Genomic DNA, 17,801 nt, shown 5'->3' with positions numbered 1-17,801 from the left:
GCTGGCCGCCAGCCCGGCGTCGAACAGTGCGGCGGCCCGCCCGGTCAGAGCACCAGCGATGGCGTCACCACCCGGCCGTCGGACGCGTGCACCAGCAGCTGGGCCAGGCCGTGCGGCACCTCGTCGAAGACGAACCGCCCGGCCCCGTCGGCGACGACGGTGCGGGAGGCCGCGGGCAGCCGCAGCTCGACCTCGAGCGGGGCTCCGGGGGCCAGCCACCCGTCGATCCGGACCAGGTCGTCGGCCCGGTCGACCACGGTGATCATCACCGTCCGCCGGGACGCCTCGAACGTGATCGTGCGGGTGCGTTCGGCCGCGCGAGCACCCGATCCGGCGTACGCGGGCCCGGCCAGACGGGCCACCTCGGCGTCGATGTGGTCGAGCTCGATCGCGAACAGCACCCGCTCGTCCAGGTCGGCCGGCGGCCGGTCCAACCGGGCGATCGCCGCCAGCAGTTCGTCATCAGAAGGGGAAGTCACGACGCACCACCCCACGACGAGTCGGCCAGAAGCATCTCGCGCAGCTTGGCCAGGCACCGCCCGCGCGTCGGCCCGATGCTGCCGTGCGGCATCCCGAGCGACGACGCGATGGCCGCGTAGTCGGGCCGGTGCACCTCGGCCACGATGCTCAGCAGTTCGCGGCAGCGGTCGGAGAGCCGCGCGAAGTGCCGCCACAGCACCTCGTCGCGCTCGTCGGTGAGCAGCCGCTGCTCAGGCGGCGGACCGGGGTCGACCGCCGCCTCCAGCACGCCGTCGGAGTCGGGCCGGTCCCGCCGCCCGCGCTGCTGGCGGTGCCACGACTCGCGCCGGGTCGCGGTGATCAGCCAGGCCGTCACCGCCCGCGGCGACCGGATCTCGTGCAGCCGCCGCAGCAGTTCGAGCCAGGTCGTCTGCACCACGTCGGCCGCGTCCTCGGCCGACAGCCCCTGTCCACGGGCGACCCGCCACAGCACCGGGTTCAGTTCGTGCACCAGTTCGCGCAGTGATTCCCGGTCGCCGTCGCGGGCCCGTTCCAGCAGATCGCCGAGGTGGACGTCAGCGGACATGCGGTCGCGCCAGGTCGCCGGCGAAGCTGGCCGCCGAGAACGAGGTTCCGCTCCACTTGGCCCACTTGCCGCCCGGCATCGGCCCGAGCACGTCCACCCCGTCGCGGTAGCGGTCGACCCAGGGCCCGTAGTTGCTGAACTCGGCGTGGTAGCGCCCGAACCCGGCGCCGACCGCGGTGACCACGTCGAACGCGGCCGGGTAGATCTCGGCGCTCTGGTGGTCGTTGCCGGCCGACGCGACCAGCGGGATGCCCTTCTCGGCCAGCGGCATGATCGCCTTCAGCAACGGATCGACCGGGTCGGTGTCGCTCGGCGCCCGGCCGAACGCCATGCAGACCACGTCGACCGGCCGTTCCCGCGGGTCGTGATAGCCGGCCAGCCACTCCAGGGCGCCGATCACGGTGGACTCGTTGACCTTGCCCTCGTCGTTCATCACGCGCAGCGACAGCACCTGGGCGCTCGGCGCGGCCAGCCGGATCAGTCCGGCCAGGAAGGTGCCGTGCCCGGCGGCGGCCACCTCGCCCGCGTGGATCTCGAGGACCTGCCCGCCGAACGGGGAGTCCAGCTGCTCGGCGTGGATCAGGAACGGGTCGTCCGGGGTGGACTCCAGCCACGAGTGTTCCTGCACGCCGGTGTCGAGCAGGGCCACGACCGGCCGGCGCAGTCCCTCGGGCGGGGCGGTCTCGGAGAACTTGGGCGGTTCGACCGGCGGCGCCGCGGTCAGCTCGGCCCAGCTGAACCCGTGCCCCCAGTAGCGCCCGGCCAGCTGGAACGTGCCGCCGAGATATTGCGGGTCGGCCCGCGCCTCGGCCCCGGCCGCCCGCAGCACGTCGACCGCCTGGACGGCGTCGTAGTCGCGGACGGCGATCACCTGCCGTCCGCCGGCCGTCCGTCCGGTGTGCACGAGCGGGCGGCCCGCGTCGTTCAGCAGGTCGTTGAGCCGATCGAGGGAGGCCGCGGGGTAGTCGCCGCCGAGGGTGAGGGTGTCCGGGCTGTACCGTTCCGAATCCATGTCTGACTCCGCCGTACGCAAGGTGATCGGTCACCGGTGAGGGGTCCGCGTGAAGCGCGCAGATACCCTCATCGTGGTCAGACCGGGGCCGGAGGACAGCCCCCCGAACGGACAGCAGCGACGCGCTAAGCGTCCGGGAAAACCTGCTCCACCATGGTCAGCAGCGAGGCGGAGAGCAGCTTGTGCACCTGGGCGCGGGTCAGCACCCCGCGCTCGAGCCACTCGCGGGCGGTGGCGACGGCCAGTCCCACGTACGCCCGGGCCATGGCCTGAAGCGCAGGTGGCGACGCCGGCCGCCACACGGCGGCGAGCACAGCCTCGGCCGCCGCGTCGATGGCCTGGGCGATCACCCGGTCGACGTCGGGGTCGCCGGACATGCCGCCGGCCGTGATCGCGGCCAGCCACGACCGGCTGTGCCGGGACACGACGTCGAGGAACCAGGTCGTGATGGCATCGACCCGGCTCGGCAGGTCGTCGCCGGGCAGCCCGGCCACGGCCATCCCGGGCACGGTCAGCATCACCCGGATGACCTCGAGATAGAGGTCCTTCTTGGTGCCGAAGTAGTGGTTGACCAGGCCGCGGGCCACTCCGGCCCCGCGCGCCACGTCGGTCGCCGACACCCCGGCGTAGCCGCGCTCGCCGAACAGCCGCACCGCCACCGACAGGATCTGCTCGCGGCGGGCGTCCGGTTCCAGCCGGCGCCGGGGTCCGGCCTGCACACTCATCGTCAGGACCCTACTACCCGGCTTGTTGACGGCTTGCCAACAAGGCCGGCGGCGGGTCTAGGGTATGACCATGACCACTCCTGGACTGGACGGCTACACGCCGGCGTGGTCCCACCCCGAGCACGACGATCTGGCCGAGCTGGCCCGCACCTTCTTCACCAAGGAGGTGGTGCCGCACACCGAACGCCTCGAACGGCAGGGACACCCCGACCGCGAGCACTACCGGCAGGCGGGCGCGCTCGGTCTGCTCGGGCTGAGCGTCCCCGAGGAGTACGGCGGCGGGGGCGGCGACTTCACCCACGAGGCCGTCCTGCTGCACGAGCAGACGGCCGCCGGGGAGGGCAGCCTGGGACTCGCGGTGCACAGCGGCATCGTGACCGGCTACCTGACCTCGTACGGGAATGAATCTCAGAAGAGGCGCTGGCTGCCCGGCCTGTGCTCGGGCGAGCTCGTCGGGGCCATCGGCATGACCGAGCCGGGCGGCGGCTCCGACCTGCAGGAGATCCGCACCCGCGCGGTCCGCGACGGCGACGACTACCTGATCTCGGGGTCGAAGACGTTCATCACCAACGGCGGCGTGGCCGACCTGCTCGTTCTCGCCGTCAAGACCGACCCGTCGCAGCGCGCGGCCGGCATCAGCCTGATCGTCTGCGAGATCAAGGACGGCGACCCCGGGTTCCGCCGCGGCCGGATGATCGAGAAGATCGGCCTGCACTCGAACGACACGGCGGAACTGTTCTTCGACGACTTCCGCGTCCCGGCCGCGAATCTCCTGCAGACGGAGGGTGCGGGGTTCGTGCAGATGATGCACCAGCTCCCCCAGGAACGGCTGGTCATCGGCGTCGGAGCGGTGGCCGCCATGCAGCGGGCCGTCGAGTTGGCCACCGCGTACGCGAAGGAACGCACCGCCTTCGGAAAGCCGCTCATCGGGCACCAGAACACCCGCATGGTGCTGGCCGAATGCGCCACCCGCACCCGCGTCGCCCGGATCTTCCTCGACGACTGCATCACCCGGCACGTCCGCGGCGAACTCGACGTGGCCACGGCCGCGATGGCGAAATCGTGGCTCACCGAGGGCCAGTGCGAGGTCGTCGACCGGTGCCTGCAGATCTTCGGCGGCTACGGCTACACGACCGAATACCCGATCGCGCGCATGTACGCCGACGCCCGCGTCCAGAAGATCTACGGCGGCACCAACGAGATCATGAAGGAGCTGATCGCGCGTGCCCTCTGAGGCTTACGTGTACGACGCCCTGCGCACCCCCCGCGGCCGCGGCAAACCGGACGGCGCGTTGCACGGGGTCAAGCCGATCTCCCTGGTCACCGGCCTGCTCGGTGCTCTTCGACGCCGTGTGGAGCCGCTCGACCCGGCCCGCATCGACGACCTCGTGCTCGGCATCGTCACCCCGATCGGTGAGCAGGGCGGCGACCTGTCCCGCGCCGCCGCCCTGCTCGCCGGCCTGCCCGACACGGTCGCGGGCGTGCAGCTAAACCGCTTCTGCGGCTCGGGTCTGGAGGCGGTCAACCAGGCGGCCGCCCGGATCCGCTCGGGCTGGGAACACCTGATCGTCGCGGGCGGCGTCGAATCGATGTCGCGCAACCCGATGGGCTCGGACGGCGGCGCGTGGTTCCTCGACCCCGAGACCTCCCTCGCGACCGACTTCGTGCCGCAGGGCATCAGCGCCGACCTGATCGCCACGCTCGAGGGCTTCTCCCGGGAGGACGTCGACCGGTTCGCGGCCGAGTCGCAGGAGAAGGCGGCCAAGGCGCAGGCCGGCGGGCACTTCAGCCGCTCGATCGTGCCGGTCCGGGACGCCAACGGGCTCGACATCCTCACCGCCGACGAGCACCCGCGCCCCGGCACCACGGTCGAGGGCCTGGGACGCCTCAAACCCTCCTTCGCCCGTACGGAATTCTTCGACGCCGTCGCCCTGCGTAAGTTCCACTGGCTGGAACGTCTCGAGCACGTCCACCATGCGGGCAACTCCTCCGGCATCGTGGACGGCGCCGGACTGGTGCTGATCGGCAGCGAACAGGCCGGACGCGACCTCGGGCTGACCCCGCGGGCCCGCATCGCCGGGGCCGCGGTCACCGGCGCCGACCCCACCCTGATGCTCACCGGCCCGGCCCCGGCCACCCGCAAAGCCCTGGCGGTGGCGGGCCTGCGGACCAGCGACATCGACCTGTACGAGATCAACGAGGCGTTCGCGGCCGTCGTCCTCAAGTACATCCGCGACCTCGGCCTCGACCCGGCGACGGTCAACGTCAACGGCGGGGCGATCGCGTTCGGGCACCCGCTCGGCGCGACCGGGGCCATGCTGCTCGGCACCGCCCTCGACGAACTCGAACGACGCGACCAGCGGCGGGCCGTGGTCACCCTGTGCATCGGCGGCGGCATGGGCGTCGCGACCGTCCTGGAAAGGCTCTGATGATCGACTACGCCCGGGACGACGACGGTGTCGTCACCCTGACCATGGACGACCCGACGCAGTCGGCCAACACCATGAACGCGGCCTACGTGACCGCGATGACGGCCGCGGTCGACCGCCTGTACGCGGAACGCGACCAGGTCACCGGGGTCATCGTGACCAGCGCCAAGAAGACGTTCTTCGCCGGCGGTGACCTGCCCACCATGGCGCGTGCCACCGCGGACGACGCGCCCGCGCTGTTCGAGCTGCTCAGCACGATCAAGCGGGACTTCCGTCGTCTGGAGACCTACGGGCGCCCGGTCGTCGCCGCGATCAACGGCGCCGCGCTCGGCGGGGGCCTCGAAGTAGCCCTCGCCTGCCATTACCGGATCGCGCTGGACACGCCGGGCACGCGGCTGGGCTTCCCCGAAGTCACGCTCGGGCTGTTGCCGGGGGCCGGTGGCGTCACCCGGACCGTCCGGATGCTCGGACTCACCCCCGCGCTCACCACCTGGCTGCTCACCGGCCGCCGCCTGCGCCCGTCCGACGCCGTGACGAACGGCCTGCTCGACGCGGTCGCCTCCACCCCCGCCGAACTGGTCGCCCTGGCCCGCGAGTGGATCGTCGCCAACCCGGAAGCGACCCAACCATGGGACCGTCCCGGCTATCGCATGCCGGGCGGCACCCCCGCGTCGCGATCGACGGCCGCCCAGCTTCCCGCCTTCCCCGCCACGCTCCGGCAGCAGCTCAAGGGCGCCGCCCTGCCCGCGCCCGAGAAGATCCTGGCCACCGCCGTCGAGGGCGCCCAGGTCGACTTCGAGACGGCCCAGATCATCGAGACCCGCAACCTGATCACGCTGCTCACCGGCCGGATCGCCAAGAACATGATCGGGGCCCTGTTCTTCGACCTGCGCGCGGTCAACGGCGGCCTGGCCCGCCCGAACGTCGAGGTCACCGAGCCCGCCCGCCGGGTCGCCGTGCTCGGCGCGGGCATGATGGGCGCCGGCATCGCCCAGGCCTGCGCCCGCGCCGGATTCGACGTCGTGGTCAAGGACGTCACGCCCGAGCTGGCCGCCCGCGCCGCCGGCCCCGGCATCACGACCACGGCCGACGTCACCGACCTGGCCGGATGCGACGTGGTGATCGAGGCCGTCTTCGAAGACCCGGCCGTCAAACGCGACGTCTTCGCCGAGGTGCTCCCGGTGGTGGCCCCGGACGCCCTGCTCGCCTCGAACACCTCGACCCTGCCGATCACCGGGCTGGCCGAAGGCACCGACCGGCCGGCCGACTTCCTGGGCATGCACTTCTTCTCGCCGGTGGCCAGGATGCCGCTGCTCGAACTGGTGGCCGGCGCGCGGACCTCGGACGCGACCGTGGCCCGCGCCTTCGACCTGGGCCGCCGCCTCGGCAAGACCCCGATCGTGGTCAACGACGGGCGCGGCTTCTTCACCAGCCGGGTGATCGGCAAGTTCCTCGACGAGGCGATCGGCATGCTGACCGAAGGGGTGCCGGCGCCCTCGATCGAGCACGCCGCGCTGCAGGCCGGCTATCCGACCGGTCCCCTCGCGCTGGCCGACGAGGTCAGCCTGACGCTGGTCCAGCGGATCCGGGTCCAGTTCGAGGCGGCCGACTCCGGGTTCGTCCGGCTGCCGGCGCATGCGCTCGTGGACGCGATGGTCGACGACCACGACCGTCCGGGCCGGGGTGCCGGGCGCGGCTTCTACGCGTACGGGGAAGGGAAACGCTCCGGCCTCTGGGAGGGTCTGGCCGCGATGTCGACGACGGCCGGGCGCGCGGTACCCCTCGACGACCTGAAGGACCGCTTCCTGTTCGCCGAGGCGCTCGACGCGCGTCGCTGCCTGGCCGAGGGGGTGCTGCGCACGGCCGAGGACGGCAACGTCGGCTCGATCCTGGGCATCGGCTACCCGGCCTGGACCGGGGGTGTGCTGCGCTTCGCCGACCAGCACGCGGATTTCGACGGCCGGGCGCGCGAGCTGGCCGACCGTTACGGCGCCCGGTTCGAGCCGGCATGACCACCCTTTCCGCCGTACGCGTCGTCGAGCTGGCCGGGCTCGGCGCGGCCCCGTTCGGCTGCATGATGCTGGCCGACCTTGGCGCCGACGTGGTGCGGGTCGACCGGCCCGGCGGTTCCGGAATGCCGCCCGGACCGCTCGACCGCAGCCGCCGCACGGTCACCCTCGACCTCAAGACGCCCGCGGGCCTCGACGACCTGCTGAGCCTCATCACCCACGCCGATGTGCTGGTCGAGGGCTACCGGCCGGGCGTGGCCGAGCGCCTCGGCTTCGGTCCCCTTCCCTGCCACAAGATCAACCCCGGTCTGGTGTACGCCCGCATGACCGGCTGGGGACAGGACGGTCCGCTCGCCGCACGGGCCGGGCACGACATCGACTACCTGGCCGTGGCCGGGGCGCTCGAGCCGCTGGGCCGGGCCGGCGAACGACCGCACGCACCCCTCAACCTGCTCGGCGACTTCGCCGGGGGCGGGATGCTGATGGTCGTCGGCGTGCTGGCCGCGCTGGTCGAACGCTCCCGCTCCGGGCTCGGGCAGGTCGTCGACGCCGCCATGGTCGACGGGTCGGCGCTGCTCACCACGTTCCTGCACGGCCTCATCGCCGACGGCACCTGGCGTGGCGGGCGCGGCGAGAACCTGCTCGACGGCGGGGCGCCTCAGTACGACACGTACGAGACGGCCGACGGCGGATACATGGCCGTGGGCAGTCTCGAACCGGCCTTCTACCAGGCCCTGCTCACCGGGCTCGGCCTGGACCCGTCCCGGTCCGTGTCGCGGTCGGTGCTGGCCGAGCGATTTCTTTCCCGTACGCGGGACGAGTGGACCACGATCTTCGAGGGGCTGGACGCCTGTGTGGCGCCCGTGCTCTCTCCCGTCGAGGCGCCCGCGCATCCGCACAACCGGGCGCGCGGGACGTTCGTCGCTGTGGACGGGGTCACGCAGCCCGGGCCGGCGCCGCGCTTCTCCCGTACGGGAAATCAGGAACCGCAACCACCCACAGCCGCAACGGTCGCACAGGTTCTCTCCGGCTGGACCCTCAAGTAGGCGTCCGGCCGGCCGACGTTACGTCGGATGAACACTATTCCCGACCCGTCGCAGCTGCGCCGGCGTCGCACGATCGAGGCCGGCTCGGTGGTCTCGCGCAGTGGCGGCGTGCTGTGCGTGGTGCTGTTCATGGCGGGCTGGATCGGCATGCCGCCCGCACTGCTGGACGCGCCCTGGGTGCGGCTGGCCGGCACGGGTGCGCTCGTCGAGATGGGGTTCTCCCTGCTCCTGGCCGTGGTCAATCTGCGCGATCCGGGCGGCCGCCACTACGAGCGCAACAGCACCCTCGGCGTCGTCCTCGACACCATCGCGATCGCCGGGCTCGTCGCGAGCATCCAGACGGCCGGGCAGACCGCCTGGCCGTTGCTCTCCCTGTCCATCCTCACCGCCGCCCTGCGCAAACAACTCGGCGGCGCCCTGCTCGCCTGGACCGTGACCAGCGGCATTCTCGCGGTCGCGGTGGTCGTGAACGGCCACCGGGCCATGCCGGCCGGCGACCTCAGCGTGGCCGTGCTCAGCCACCTGCTCGTCGCCATGCTCAGCGGCACCCAGGCCCGGGCCTACAGCCGCCAGGTGCAGGAACTCGGCGCGGCCCGGCGTCAGCTGGCCCACCAGGCCGCCCACGACCCGCTCACCGGCCTGCCCAACCGCGCCCGGCTGGCCGAGCACGCCCAGTCGCTGGAAGGCCGCGCGATCGCCGCGCTGGTGCTCGACCTGAACGGCTTCAAGGCGGTCAACGACACCCTCGGACACGCCGCCGGCGACGAGGTGCTGCGCATCGTCGGCGAGCGGCTGCGCACGGCGCTGCGCGACGACGACCTGGCCGGCCGGATCGGCGGCGACGAGTTCGTCATCGTGATGGCTGACGCCACCCTCGACACGGCCTCCAGCCTGGCCGCCCGGCTCCGCGACGACATCCGCCGCCCGATGTCCCTCGACGGCCGGCCGGTCTCGGTCGGAGTGAGCATCGGCGTGGCCGTGGGCACAGACACCTCACTCGAGGCGCTCTGTCTCGAGGCCGACGCCGCCATGTACCTGGACAAGGACTATTCCGGCCGATGACCGCCCTCCTGCGGCGCCGCCGCTCCGTCGAGGCCGGCGCCTTCCTCGTGCGCTCGGCCGGCATGGTCCTCATCCTGCTGCTCGCCGTCGGCCGCCTGCCCGGCTTCGGCCTGCCCGAGGGTGGCGCGCTGCCGTTGGACGCGCTCATCGGCGCGTTCGGCACCCTGGCCGTGATGGCCGTCTCCAACGTGCTGGCGCTGGCCGGCTTCCTGCGTCCCGGCGGCAAGCGCTACGACCTGGCCGGCGCCGGCCAGATGCTCGGCGACACCGTCGCCACAGTGCTCATCGTGATCGTCGTCCAGGTGAACTGGGGCCAGACGGTCTGGCCCGCGCTGTCGCTGGCCGTCGTCATCGGGGCCCTGCGCCGCCGCCTGCCCGGCGCCCTGCTGGTCTGGGCGGTCGCCGCCGCGTCCCTGGCCGTAGCCGCCGTCCACTACGGCTCAGCGCTGATGCCGCTGAGCGACCTCACCATGGCCGTCATGTTGAACCTGCTGCTGGCCGCCTTGTCCGGTGTCCAGGCCAGCGCCTCCGGCCGGCACGTGCGCGACCTCGACGAGGCCCGCCGCCAGCTGGCCCACCAGGCCGCCCACGACGGCCTGACCGGCCTGGCCAACCGGGCCGGGCTGGCCGCCCACGCAGCATCCCTGGACGGACGGGCCGTCGCCCTGCTGGTGCTCGACCTGAACGGCTTCAAGGCCGTCAACGACACGCTCGGCCACGCCGCGGGCGACGAGGTGCTGCAGGCGGTGGCCGACCGGCTGCGGGTCGCCCTGCGCGACGGCGACCTGCCCGGCCGCATCGGCGGCGACGAGTTCGTGGTCGTGCTGGCCGACGCGGACCTCGAGACCGCCACCGAACTGGCCGACCGGCTGCGCACCGAGATCAGCCGCCCCGTGCAGGCGGCCGGCCACCCGGTCACGGTCGGCGTGAGCATCGGCGTGGCGGCGCGGGAGGCCGGGTCACCGGCCGGGCTCGACGAGTTGTCCTCGGCGGCCGACGCCGCGATGTACCGCGAGAAGGCGGCCAGATCTATCCCTGGATGAGCGCCCACACGCGGTCGAACCGCCCGGCCGCCAGATCCTGTCGACGGATCCAGAAGTAGAGCTTCCCCATGTCGCCCCACATCCAGTCGTCGGTGCTGTCGATCTGCCAGAGCAGCCGCCAGTCCTCCGCGCCCTGCTCCAGTTCCAGCACGCGCGGGTCGGCCTCGTCGATCGGCTCGAACAGGTCGAACCCGCCGGTGACAAGCTGGCAATCCCGCTGCATCGGGCCCTGGCTCAGTTCCGGCCAGCCGAAAACGCGGTGGTGGGCCGGGTCGGTGTCCCACAGCTTGAAGTAGGCCGTTGCCGGAGCGCTGTCCTCGGCCCACCGTTGCCTGATGCACGGTTCCCACGGATGCGGAATGGTCAGCACCGGCTGTCCGTCGAGCGCTTGCGCCGGAAACACGGTCACCCCATCGGGCGCAACCATCGGCGCCGCCTGCGCCTTGTCGGCCGCCACGATCCGCCAGTAGTGCGCGTCCTGCGGGCTCATCCCCCAGGTTTCCTGCTCATCGGCGTCGAAGAAGAAGTTCAGGAGTAGTCCGGGCGGCAACGGCTCTCCGCCGAGCCAGCCATTGACCTGGTCACAGTCGAGCAGACCGACCAGGCACAGCGGACGCCCGTCGTCCGTCCGCGGCCACTCGGACCGGTCATCGGCCCACGGCAGTCCCCCGAACCGGCTGCCCGTCTCACCGGTCCCGGCCGTCACCCGCACCGAAGGCAAGGCCAGACTCCGGACCTCGGCCTGCTCCGGAAACGCTTCCCACGCGGCTGCTTCGATCTCCACGGTTCACGACCCTAGACGGCCATGCGTTATCCGCAGGTAGTAGCCGTCCGGATCGGCGAGCCGGAAGTCGTACAGGCCCCACGGTTGCATCCGGAGTTCGTCGCTGATCGTGGCCCGCAGCTGGCAGTGCTCGTAGAGCGCCCGAAGCTGATCCCGATCGTCGACTTCGAGCACGATCTCGACGCCGGTCCCCTTGTCGCCGCTGAGCCGCTGCCGGGTGACGGGCAGCTTCGCCATCGGACCGAGCCCGAGCACGACAGCACCCCGGCGCAGGCTCACGTAGTCCTCGGCGCGCCGGTCGACCTGAAATCCGAGCACATCGCAGTAGAACCTGACGCTGGCATCCGTGTCGTCGACGAACAGTTCCATCCGAAGCCGCATACACCGATGATTCCCGATCCGGCCCGGCATCCGCATCCGTGGTGTCCGCGCCTGCGTTCGCCGCGGGTCCGGATGACCCGGCCACCGGCCACCTGATCCTGGTGGCACGACGATGAGCTTGGCGGTTCTACTCTCGGCCGCATGACCGACTCGGCGCAGTTGCTGTCCATGGCCGCCCAGTTGCGGGACGCCGCTGCCCAGGCGAATCGCCCCGACGTGGTGGCCAAGGTCGACGACGTGATCCTGCTTCTCGCCGACGCTCAGCCTGCCACGGAGGAGTCCAAGGGCAACGTCGTCCTGCGCATCCTGGACGGCCTCGGCTTCTAGACCGCCCTCAGATTTGTGTGCGCCCTGCCGATGTTGGGACCGTGCCGCGTCGCAGTTGGTCCGGTTGGATCGCCGCGGCCAGTGTGGTCGCCGCGGCCGGGGCGTTTGCCGCCTGGGCCACCAAACGCAAGCAGGACGTCGAAACGGGCACTTCCGAGTTGCCATCCCCGGTTCCAGCAGCAGAAGCAGAAGAAACGGTCTCGCCGGCTCCGGTTGAGCATGCCCCGTGCTACCGGTGGACGGCCCTGATCGTGGTGGCGGTGGTGGCCTCCGTGGGCGGGGTGATCGTCGGCCGAGCCACCGGCTCCGGTCCGGGCACGAGCAGCACGGCGGCGCAGCCCGACACGGCCCGGCCCGGGAGCCCGGCCCCCGTACCGGCGGGCAGCATCGTGCCGCGCAATGGCTCCGTGGTGATGATCGGCGACAACGGTGAGCAGATGACGGTGTCCATCATCCGGGTGGAGGACCCCGAGCTGTCGAAGTTTCCCGAGCTCAGACCGGCGACCGGCGACCGGCTGGTCTCGGTCACCGTCAACGCGGCCAACACCGGCACCGTCCCGTTCATCGCCGGGCTGCAGCAGTACGCGTGGGTCGCCGACGACAAGGGCGAATGGCACCAGCGGAACACCGTCATGACCACGGCCCTCGGCGCATTCCCCGACGCCCTGGTCGAGCCCAGATGGGAGTTCCCCCGGACCATCGTGTTCGAGCTGCCGGAGAGCCGGAAACTCACCCGCCTTCGCCTCAGCCTGAAGCCTGGCGTCGCCGCGCAGACGGCCGAATGGACGCTCACCTGACGACGTGGAACGGCAACGCCGCGGCACCCATGCGAGGGCGCGCCCACCACCATGAAGCGCCGATGATGACGAACATTCATATTGCGTCATTCCTGATCAATGAATACCGATGCGGTCAATGAGCACCGGGGATCAGGAAGCGAGAAAGACCCCCTCAACCCATCACGGAATGGATTCGAATCGGCGACGAACCGGCCGATGTGGATCACATTTTCCCGGGCTGCGGCCGATTCGAGCAGCTCAGCGCGTTTTTCTGTCCGCCTGATCCCCGAGGAGATCGATTACGTGTGGCGCACCGGGTGTGATTTCGTCGGCGCCGTCCGGAGAGAAGGAACGTGGGGGCATGCTTCAAATCGGGGTGAAGATCGTGGTGGGCTACGAGCGGGAGGTCCACAGCGCCGGCGTCGGAGAATCGATCAGCATCGGGCGCAGTCACGCCTGTGACATCCAGCTGTTCGACCCGTACATCTCCCGCCGGGCCTGCCTGCTGCAGGTCGAGCCGGCCCACGTGACGGTGTTCAACCAGTCGACGCACAAGCCGCTGGTCCTCCGCCCGCCGACCGGCGAGGACCGGCGGGTCGGCCCGTTGTCGGCGTCGACCTCCCTGCCGTACGGGCTGTTCCAGGTGGTCTTCGCCGGCACCGACGACCGGCCGGTCGGTGTGCGGGTGGACGCGCGGGCGCTGTCCGCACCCGAGCCGCCGGGTGTGGATCCGGGCGAGGACCGGACCGGCGACGTGCACATCGCCGGGCGGGTGGCCCTGCTCACACCGGCTCAGCGCATCGCCCTGATCGCCCTGTGCGAGCCGCTGCTGACCCGCAACGGCGCCTACGCCCGTCCACGCTCGACGCCGGAACTGGCCCAGCGCCTCAACCTCAAGCCCAGCTACGCCCGCAACCTCATCAAGGACGTACGGCATCAGCTCGCCGGTCTCGTCTCGGACGACGGTGACCCGCGACTCGCTCTGGCGCGATGGGCCGTGGAGCGGGGCGCGGTGACCGTACGGGATCTGGCCGACCTGCCCGGAAGCATGAGCGGACCGGGCGAGACCACCCGCAGCCGGCCGGGTCCGCGACCCTAGCTGTCCTACGAGGATTCCGGGATCGTTTGTGCAGCTATATGCATCGATCGAGCGCGCCGATACGCTCACGGCGACGACGGAAACAGCGAAGGAATGTCGCCGTGTCGTCGTGTTCTCGTCGCCTGCCGTCAAGCAAGTTCTCTCATGATCACCCAGCGCGTACCGGCCCGGTGCGTGCAGAGGGAGGAACAACGGTGCGCTCATTCACCCGCACGATCGCCGTCACTGTGGCGGCCACCACTATAGCCGCGGTCGCGGCCTGCTCGCCGCCCGAGAAGGAGACGGAATCGTCCGGCTCCTCCGCGGCCAGCGCGACCAGCGCCGCTGACCTGGGCGGGATCGACAAGCTCGTCGAGGCGGCCAAGGCCGAGGGCCAGCTCAACGTCATCGCGCTGCCCCCGAACTGGGCCAACTACGGCGAGCTCATCAAGACCTTCGGCGACAAGTACGGCATCAAGGTCAACTCGGCCCAGCCGGACGGCTCGAGCCAGGACGAGATCAACGCCGCCACCCAGCTCAAGGGTCAGGACGGTGCCCCCGACGTGTTCGACCTGGGCGCCACGGTCGCCACGGCCAACGTCGCCATGTTCGCGCCGTACAAGGTCGCGACGTTCGCCGACGTCCCGGACAACCTGAAGGACGCCAACGGCGCCTGGGTCAACGACTACGGCGGCTACATGTCCATCGGCTACGACAGCGCCAAGGTGCCCGCCCCGACCAGCCTCGACGACCTGCTCAAGCCCGAGTACAAGGGCAAGGTCGCGCTGAACGGCGACCCGACCCAGGCCGGTGCCGCGTTCGGCGGAGTGCAGATGGCCGCGATCGCCAAGGGCGGCACGGTCGAGGACATCAAGCCCGGCGTCGACTTCTTCGGCCAGCTCAAGAAGGCCGGCAACCTGCTGCCGGTCGACCCCGACTCGGCCACCATCCAGAGCGGGCAGACCCCGGTCGTCTTCGACTGGGACTACCTGAACGCCTCCGAGGCGACCAAGCTCAAGACCTGGAAGACCTTCGTTCCCAGCGGCGCCGTGCTCGGCTCGTACTACGTGCAGGCGATCAACAAGGACGCCCCGCACCCGGCCGCCGCGCGCCTCTGGCAGGAGTTCCTCTACTCCGACGAGGGTCAGAACCTGTGGCTCAAGGGCGGCGCCCGCCCGGTCCGCCAGGACGCCATGGCGAAGGCCGGCACCATCGACAAGGCCCTGTTCGACGCCCTGCCCAAGGTCGAGGGCACGCCGGTCATCCCGACCGAGGCGCAGAACACCAAGGCCAAGGAGTACCTGTCGGCGAACTGGGCCAAGACCGTTGGCTGAGGCGGCCGCCACCGCCCCGCAGACCGTGGCCCGCCGGCCACGCCTGCGGGGCGTCACCTCCCTGCTCGGGACGGTGCCCTTCTTCGCGTACGTGACGATCTTCCTGATCATCCCGACGCTGGTCGTGGTGATCGGCGCCTTCGCCGGCAACGACGGCGGCGTGTCCCTGGACAGCATCAAGACCCTGGGCACCGATGTCATCCTCGACGCGTTCGGCCGCAGCATCGCGCTCTCGGCGATCAGCGCGCTGGTCGGCGCGGTGCTGGGCGCCCTGCTCGCGTACGCCCTGGTGACCGCGAAACCGGAGGGCGTGCTGCGCCGGACGGTGACCGCGGCGGCCGGCGTGCTGGCCCAGTTCGGCGGCGTCACCCTGGCGTTCGCCTTCCTGGCGACCATCGGCCTGTCCGGCTTCATCACGGTGTGGCTGCAGGACACGTTCAACATCAACCTGTACGAGAACGGCGTCTGGCTGTTCGAACTGCCGGGCCTGACGCTGATCTACACGTACTTCCAGATCCCGCTCATGGTCATCGTGTTCCTGCCCGCCCTCGACGGCATCCGTCCGCAGTGGCGCGAGGCGACCGAGAGCCTCGGCGGCACCACCTGGCAGTACTGGACCCGCGTGGCCGGGCCGCTGCTGGCACCCGCTTTCCTCGGCTCGACGCTGCTGCTTTTCGCCAACAGCTTTTCCGCGTACGCAACCGCAGCCGCTCTTGTCTCCCAGGGCAGCCCGCTCATCCCGTTGCAGATCCGCGGCGCCCTGACCAGCGAGGTGCTGCTCGGCCAGCAGAACGTCGGCAAGGCGATGGCGCTCGGCATGGTCGTCGTGGTGGCCGTCGTGATGTGGCTGTACGCCCTGCTCCAGAAAAGGACGTCGAAGTGGCTGGGGTGATCGCGCGGCGCGCCCGCAAGCAGCGGATCTTCCGCTGGACCGTGCTGATCGTGCTCGGTGTGTTCTTCGTGCTGCCGTTCGTGGCGATGGTCGAGTTCTCCACCCGCGACTCGCAGACGTGGCCGCTGCTGGTCGACTGGCCCGCGTTGAGCGAGCGCTACCCGGCGCTGGCCGAGGGCATCACCAACTCGCTGCTGCAGGCCGCGCTCACCGCCCTGCTCATGCTGGTGCTGCTCGTCCCGACGGCGGTCTGGGTGCGACTGCGGCTGCCCCGGTTGCGCCGGCTGGTCGAGTTCATCTGCCTGCTGCCGCTGACGATCCCGGCCATCGTGCTGGTCGTCGGGCTGGCTCCCGTGTACGCCTGGGTCACCTACTTCCTGGGCGGCTCGTCGCTGACCCTCGTGTTCGCGTACACCGTGCTGGTTCTCCCGTACGCGTACCGGGCCATCGACGCCGGCCTGTCCGCGATCGACGTGAAGACCCTGGCCGAGGCAGCGCGGTCACTCGGCGCGGGCTGGGGCACCGTGATGTGGCGGGTGGTGCTGCCCAACATCCGCTCGGCCGTGCTGTCGGCGGCGTTCCTGACCGTGGCGCTGGTGCTCGGCGAGTTCACCATCGCGTCGCTGCTCAACCGCACCAACCTGCAGGTCGCGATCAACTTCCTGGGCAAGAGCAGCGCCACCATGTCGGTCGCCGTCTCGCTCACCTCGTTGCTGCTCGCCTTCGTCCTGCTGCTGTTGCTGTCCCTGCTCGGCGGTCGCCGCCGTACCTCTAAGGAGTCCTCGTGACCGGCGTAGCCGTACACCTCAAAGGGCTGCGCCGCTCGTTCGGCCCGACGCACGCCCTCGACAACCTCGACCTGGCCATCGAGCCGGGCGAGTTCATCGCGCTGCTCGGCCCGTCCGGCTGCGGCAAGACGACGGCGCTGCGGGTGCTGGCCGGACTCGAGGACGCCGACAGCGGCGAGGTCCTCGTCGGCGGCAAGGACGTCAGCTCGCTGCCGGCCAACCGCCGTGACATGGGCATGGTGTTCCAGGCGTACAGCCTCTTCCCGCACCTGACCGCCCTGGCCAACGTGTCGTTCGGCCTGTCCCTGCGCGGCCGCACCAAGTCGCTCACCCGGGCCAGGGAGATGCTGGAGCTGGTCGGGATCGGACAGTTCGCCGACCGCTACCCCCACCAGCTCTCCGGCGGCCAGCAGCAGCGCGTCGCCCTGGCCCGTGCGCTGGCCATCGAGCCCAGCGTGCTGCTGCTCGATGAGCCGCTGTCGGCGCTCGACGCCAAGGTCCGTGTGCAGCTGCGCGACGAGATCAAGCGAATCCAGACCGAGGTCGGCACGACGACGCTGTTCGTCACCCACGACCAGGAGGAGGCCCTCGCGGTCGCCGACCGGGTCGGGGTCATGCGGGCCGGCAAGCTCGAGCAGCTGGCCGCGCCGGCCGACATCTATCTGACCCCGGCGACGCCGTTCGTGGCCGAGTTCGTCGGCCTGAGCAACCGTCTGCCCGGCACGGTCGTCGGCAACGAGGTCGAGGTGCTCGGTACGCGGCTGCCGATGTTGTCACCCGCCTCCTCGCCGTCGGTCACCGCACTCATCCGTCCCGAGTCGGTGCAGGTCACCGCCGATCCCGAGGGTTCCGGCCGGGTCCTGACGACCAGCTTCCTCGGGGCGATCAGCAAGGTCACCGTCTCGGTCGGGGACGAACTGGTGGTCGCGCAGGTGGCGACCGACCGTCTTGCGTCTCTGGCACCCGGCACGCCCGTACGGGTAACTCTGCAACCCAATCCGGTCGCGCTGGCCTGATTTTCGCGTTTCGCTGCGACTCGCCCGAGTTGGTTCGTACGGTCTGTACCC

General features: G+C 71.0%; 19 protein-coding genes. 13 read left to right on the top strand and 6 right to left on the bottom strand.

Annotated elements, in window-relative coordinates; genetic code table 11:
- Nucleotides 1–44 precede the first annotated feature (44 nt).
- The 4 genes from KOI35_RS37175 to KOI35_RS37160 form a co-directional block, all read right to left on the bottom strand.
- Nucleotides 45–479 (bottom strand): hypothetical protein, encoded by a 435-nt coding sequence (locus tag KOI35_RS37175; protein WP_215793391.1) that lies wholly within the window; start codon nt 477–479, stop codon nt 45–47.
- Nucleotides 476–1,045: an RNA polymerase sigma factor gene (locus tag KOI35_RS37170; RefSeq protein ID WP_215793389.1), complete on the bottom strand. Its 570-nt coding sequence runs from the start codon at nt 1,043–1,045 to the stop codon at nt 476–478. The genes KOI35_RS37175 and KOI35_RS37170 overlap by 4 nt, the downstream gene beginning before the upstream one ends.
- The gene (locus KOI35_RS37165; RefSeq protein WP_215793386.1) at nt 1,035–2,057 is read right to left on the bottom strand and encodes a S8 family peptidase; all 1,023 of its coding nucleotides are present in this window, start codon (nt 2,055–2,057) and stop codon (nt 1,035–1,037) included. Before KOI35_RS37165 ends, KOI35_RS37170 begins: the two co-directional genes overlap by 11 nt.
- Nucleotides 2,058–2,182: 125 nt before the next feature.
- Nucleotides 2,183–2,782 carry a TetR/AcrR family transcriptional regulator gene (locus tag KOI35_RS37160; protein ID WP_215793384.1) on the bottom strand — a complete coding sequence of 200 codons (600 nt, stop codon included), beginning with the start codon at nt 2,780–2,782 and terminating at the stop codon, nt 2,183–2,185.
- Between the two features lie 70 nt (nt 2,783–2,852).
- Between KOI35_RS37160 and KOI35_RS37155 the strand changes: the two genes are divergently transcribed.
- From KOI35_RS37155 to KOI35_RS37130, 6 genes are read left to right on the top strand one after another with little or no spacing between them, the layout of a single operon-like run.
- Nucleotides 2,853–4,016 carry an acyl-CoA dehydrogenase family protein gene (locus tag KOI35_RS37155; protein ID WP_215793382.1) on the top strand — a complete coding sequence of 388 codons (1,164 nt, stop codon included), beginning with the start codon at nt 2,853–2,855 and terminating at the stop codon, nt 4,014–4,016.
- The gene (locus KOI35_RS37150) at nt 4,006–5,211 is read left to right on the top strand and encodes an acetyl-CoA C-acetyltransferase (RefSeq protein ID WP_215793381.1); all 1,206 of its coding nucleotides are present in this window, start codon (nt 4,006–4,008) and stop codon (nt 5,209–5,211) included. The genes KOI35_RS37155 and KOI35_RS37150 overlap by 11 nt, the downstream gene beginning before the upstream one ends.
- Nucleotides 5,211–7,223, top strand: a complete 2,013-nt coding sequence (locus tag KOI35_RS37145; RefSeq protein WP_215793380.1) for a 3-hydroxyacyl-CoA dehydrogenase NAD-binding domain-containing protein — start codon at nt 5,211–5,213, stop codon at nt 7,221–7,223. The genes KOI35_RS37150 and KOI35_RS37145 overlap by 1 nt, the downstream gene beginning before the upstream one ends.
- Nucleotides 7,220–8,266: a CaiB/BaiF CoA transferase family protein gene (locus KOI35_RS37140; protein WP_215793379.1), complete on the top strand. Its 1,047-nt coding sequence runs from the start codon at nt 7,220–7,222 to the stop codon at nt 8,264–8,266. Before KOI35_RS37145 ends, KOI35_RS37140 begins: the two co-directional genes overlap by 4 nt.
- 27 nt (nt 8,267–8,293) lie before the next feature.
- Nucleotides 8,294–9,328, top strand: coding sequence for a GGDEF domain-containing protein (locus KOI35_RS37135; protein ID WP_215793378.1), 1,035 nt, complete (start codon nt 8,294–8,296; stop codon nt 9,326–9,328).
- Nucleotides 9,325–10,371 (top strand): GGDEF domain-containing protein, encoded by a 1,047-nt coding sequence (locus KOI35_RS37130; protein ID WP_215793377.1) that lies wholly within the window; start codon nt 9,325–9,327, stop codon nt 10,369–10,371. Before KOI35_RS37135 ends, KOI35_RS37130 begins: the two co-directional genes overlap by 4 nt.
- Here KOI35_RS37130 and KOI35_RS37125 read toward each other — a convergent pair.
- Nucleotides 10,358–11,155, bottom strand: coding sequence for a YwqG family protein (locus KOI35_RS37125; RefSeq protein ID WP_215793376.1), 798 nt, complete (start codon nt 11,153–11,155; stop codon nt 10,358–10,360). The two genes, KOI35_RS37130 and KOI35_RS37125, sit on opposite strands and share 14 nt — an antisense overlap.
- A gap of 3 nt (nt 11,156–11,158) precedes the next feature.
- Nucleotides 11,159–11,536, bottom strand: coding sequence for a VOC family protein (locus KOI35_RS37120; RefSeq protein WP_215793375.1), 378 nt, complete (start codon nt 11,534–11,536; stop codon nt 11,159–11,161).
- 141 nt (nt 11,537–11,677) lie between these two features.
- Between KOI35_RS37120 and KOI35_RS37115 the strand changes: the two genes are divergently transcribed.
- The 7 genes from KOI35_RS37115 to KOI35_RS37085 all read left to right on the top strand — a co-directional run bounded on the left by KOI35_RS37115 (nt 11,678) and on the right by KOI35_RS37085 (nt 17,750).
- Nucleotides 11,678–11,863 carry a hypothetical protein gene (locus KOI35_RS37115; protein ID WP_215793374.1) on the top strand — a complete coding sequence of 62 codons (186 nt, stop codon included), beginning with the start codon at nt 11,678–11,680 and terminating at the stop codon, nt 11,861–11,863.
- A gap of 41 nt (nt 11,864–11,904) precedes the next feature.
- Complete coding sequence (locus tag KOI35_RS37110; protein WP_215793373.1) at nt 11,905–12,660, top strand: hypothetical protein; 756 nt, start codon at nt 11,905–11,907, stop codon at nt 12,658–12,660.
- A gap of 343 nt (nt 12,661–13,003) precedes the next feature.
- The gene (locus tag KOI35_RS37105) at nt 13,004–13,741 is read left to right on the top strand and encodes an FHA domain-containing protein (protein ID WP_215793372.1); all 738 of its coding nucleotides are present in this window, start codon (nt 13,004–13,006) and stop codon (nt 13,739–13,741) included.
- Between the two features lie 194 nt (nt 13,742–13,935).
- The gene (locus KOI35_RS37100) at nt 13,936–15,054 is read left to right on the top strand and encodes an ABC transporter substrate-binding protein (protein ID WP_215793371.1); all 1,119 of its coding nucleotides are present in this window, start codon (nt 13,936–13,938) and stop codon (nt 15,052–15,054) included.
- A complete protein-coding gene (locus KOI35_RS37095; RefSeq protein ID WP_215793370.1) occupies nt 15,047–15,946 on the top strand; it encodes an ABC transporter permease in 900 nt (299 codons plus the stop codon). Before KOI35_RS37100 ends, KOI35_RS37095 begins: the two co-directional genes overlap by 8 nt.
- On the top strand, nt 15,934–16,734 hold the full coding sequence (locus tag KOI35_RS37090) for an ABC transporter permease (RefSeq protein ID WP_308121319.1): 801 nt from the start codon (nt 15,934–15,936) through the stop codon (nt 16,732–16,734). The genes KOI35_RS37095 and KOI35_RS37090 overlap by 13 nt, the downstream gene beginning before the upstream one ends.
- Nucleotides 16,731–17,750, top strand: coding sequence for an ABC transporter ATP-binding protein (locus KOI35_RS37085; RefSeq protein ID WP_215793369.1), 1,020 nt, complete (start codon nt 16,731–16,733; stop codon nt 17,748–17,750). Before KOI35_RS37090 ends, KOI35_RS37085 begins: the two co-directional genes overlap by 4 nt.
- Nucleotides 17,751–17,801 lie beyond the last annotated feature (51 nt).

It is taken from the genome of Paractinoplanes bogorensis, assembly GCF_018829635.1.
Classification (GTDB): Bacteria; Actinomycetota; Actinomycetes; order Mycobacteriales; family Micromonosporaceae; genus Actinoplanes; species Actinoplanes bogorensis.
The sequence above is the reverse complement of the archived record's forward strand: the minus strand, read 5'-3'. Positions and strand labels throughout refer to the sequence as shown.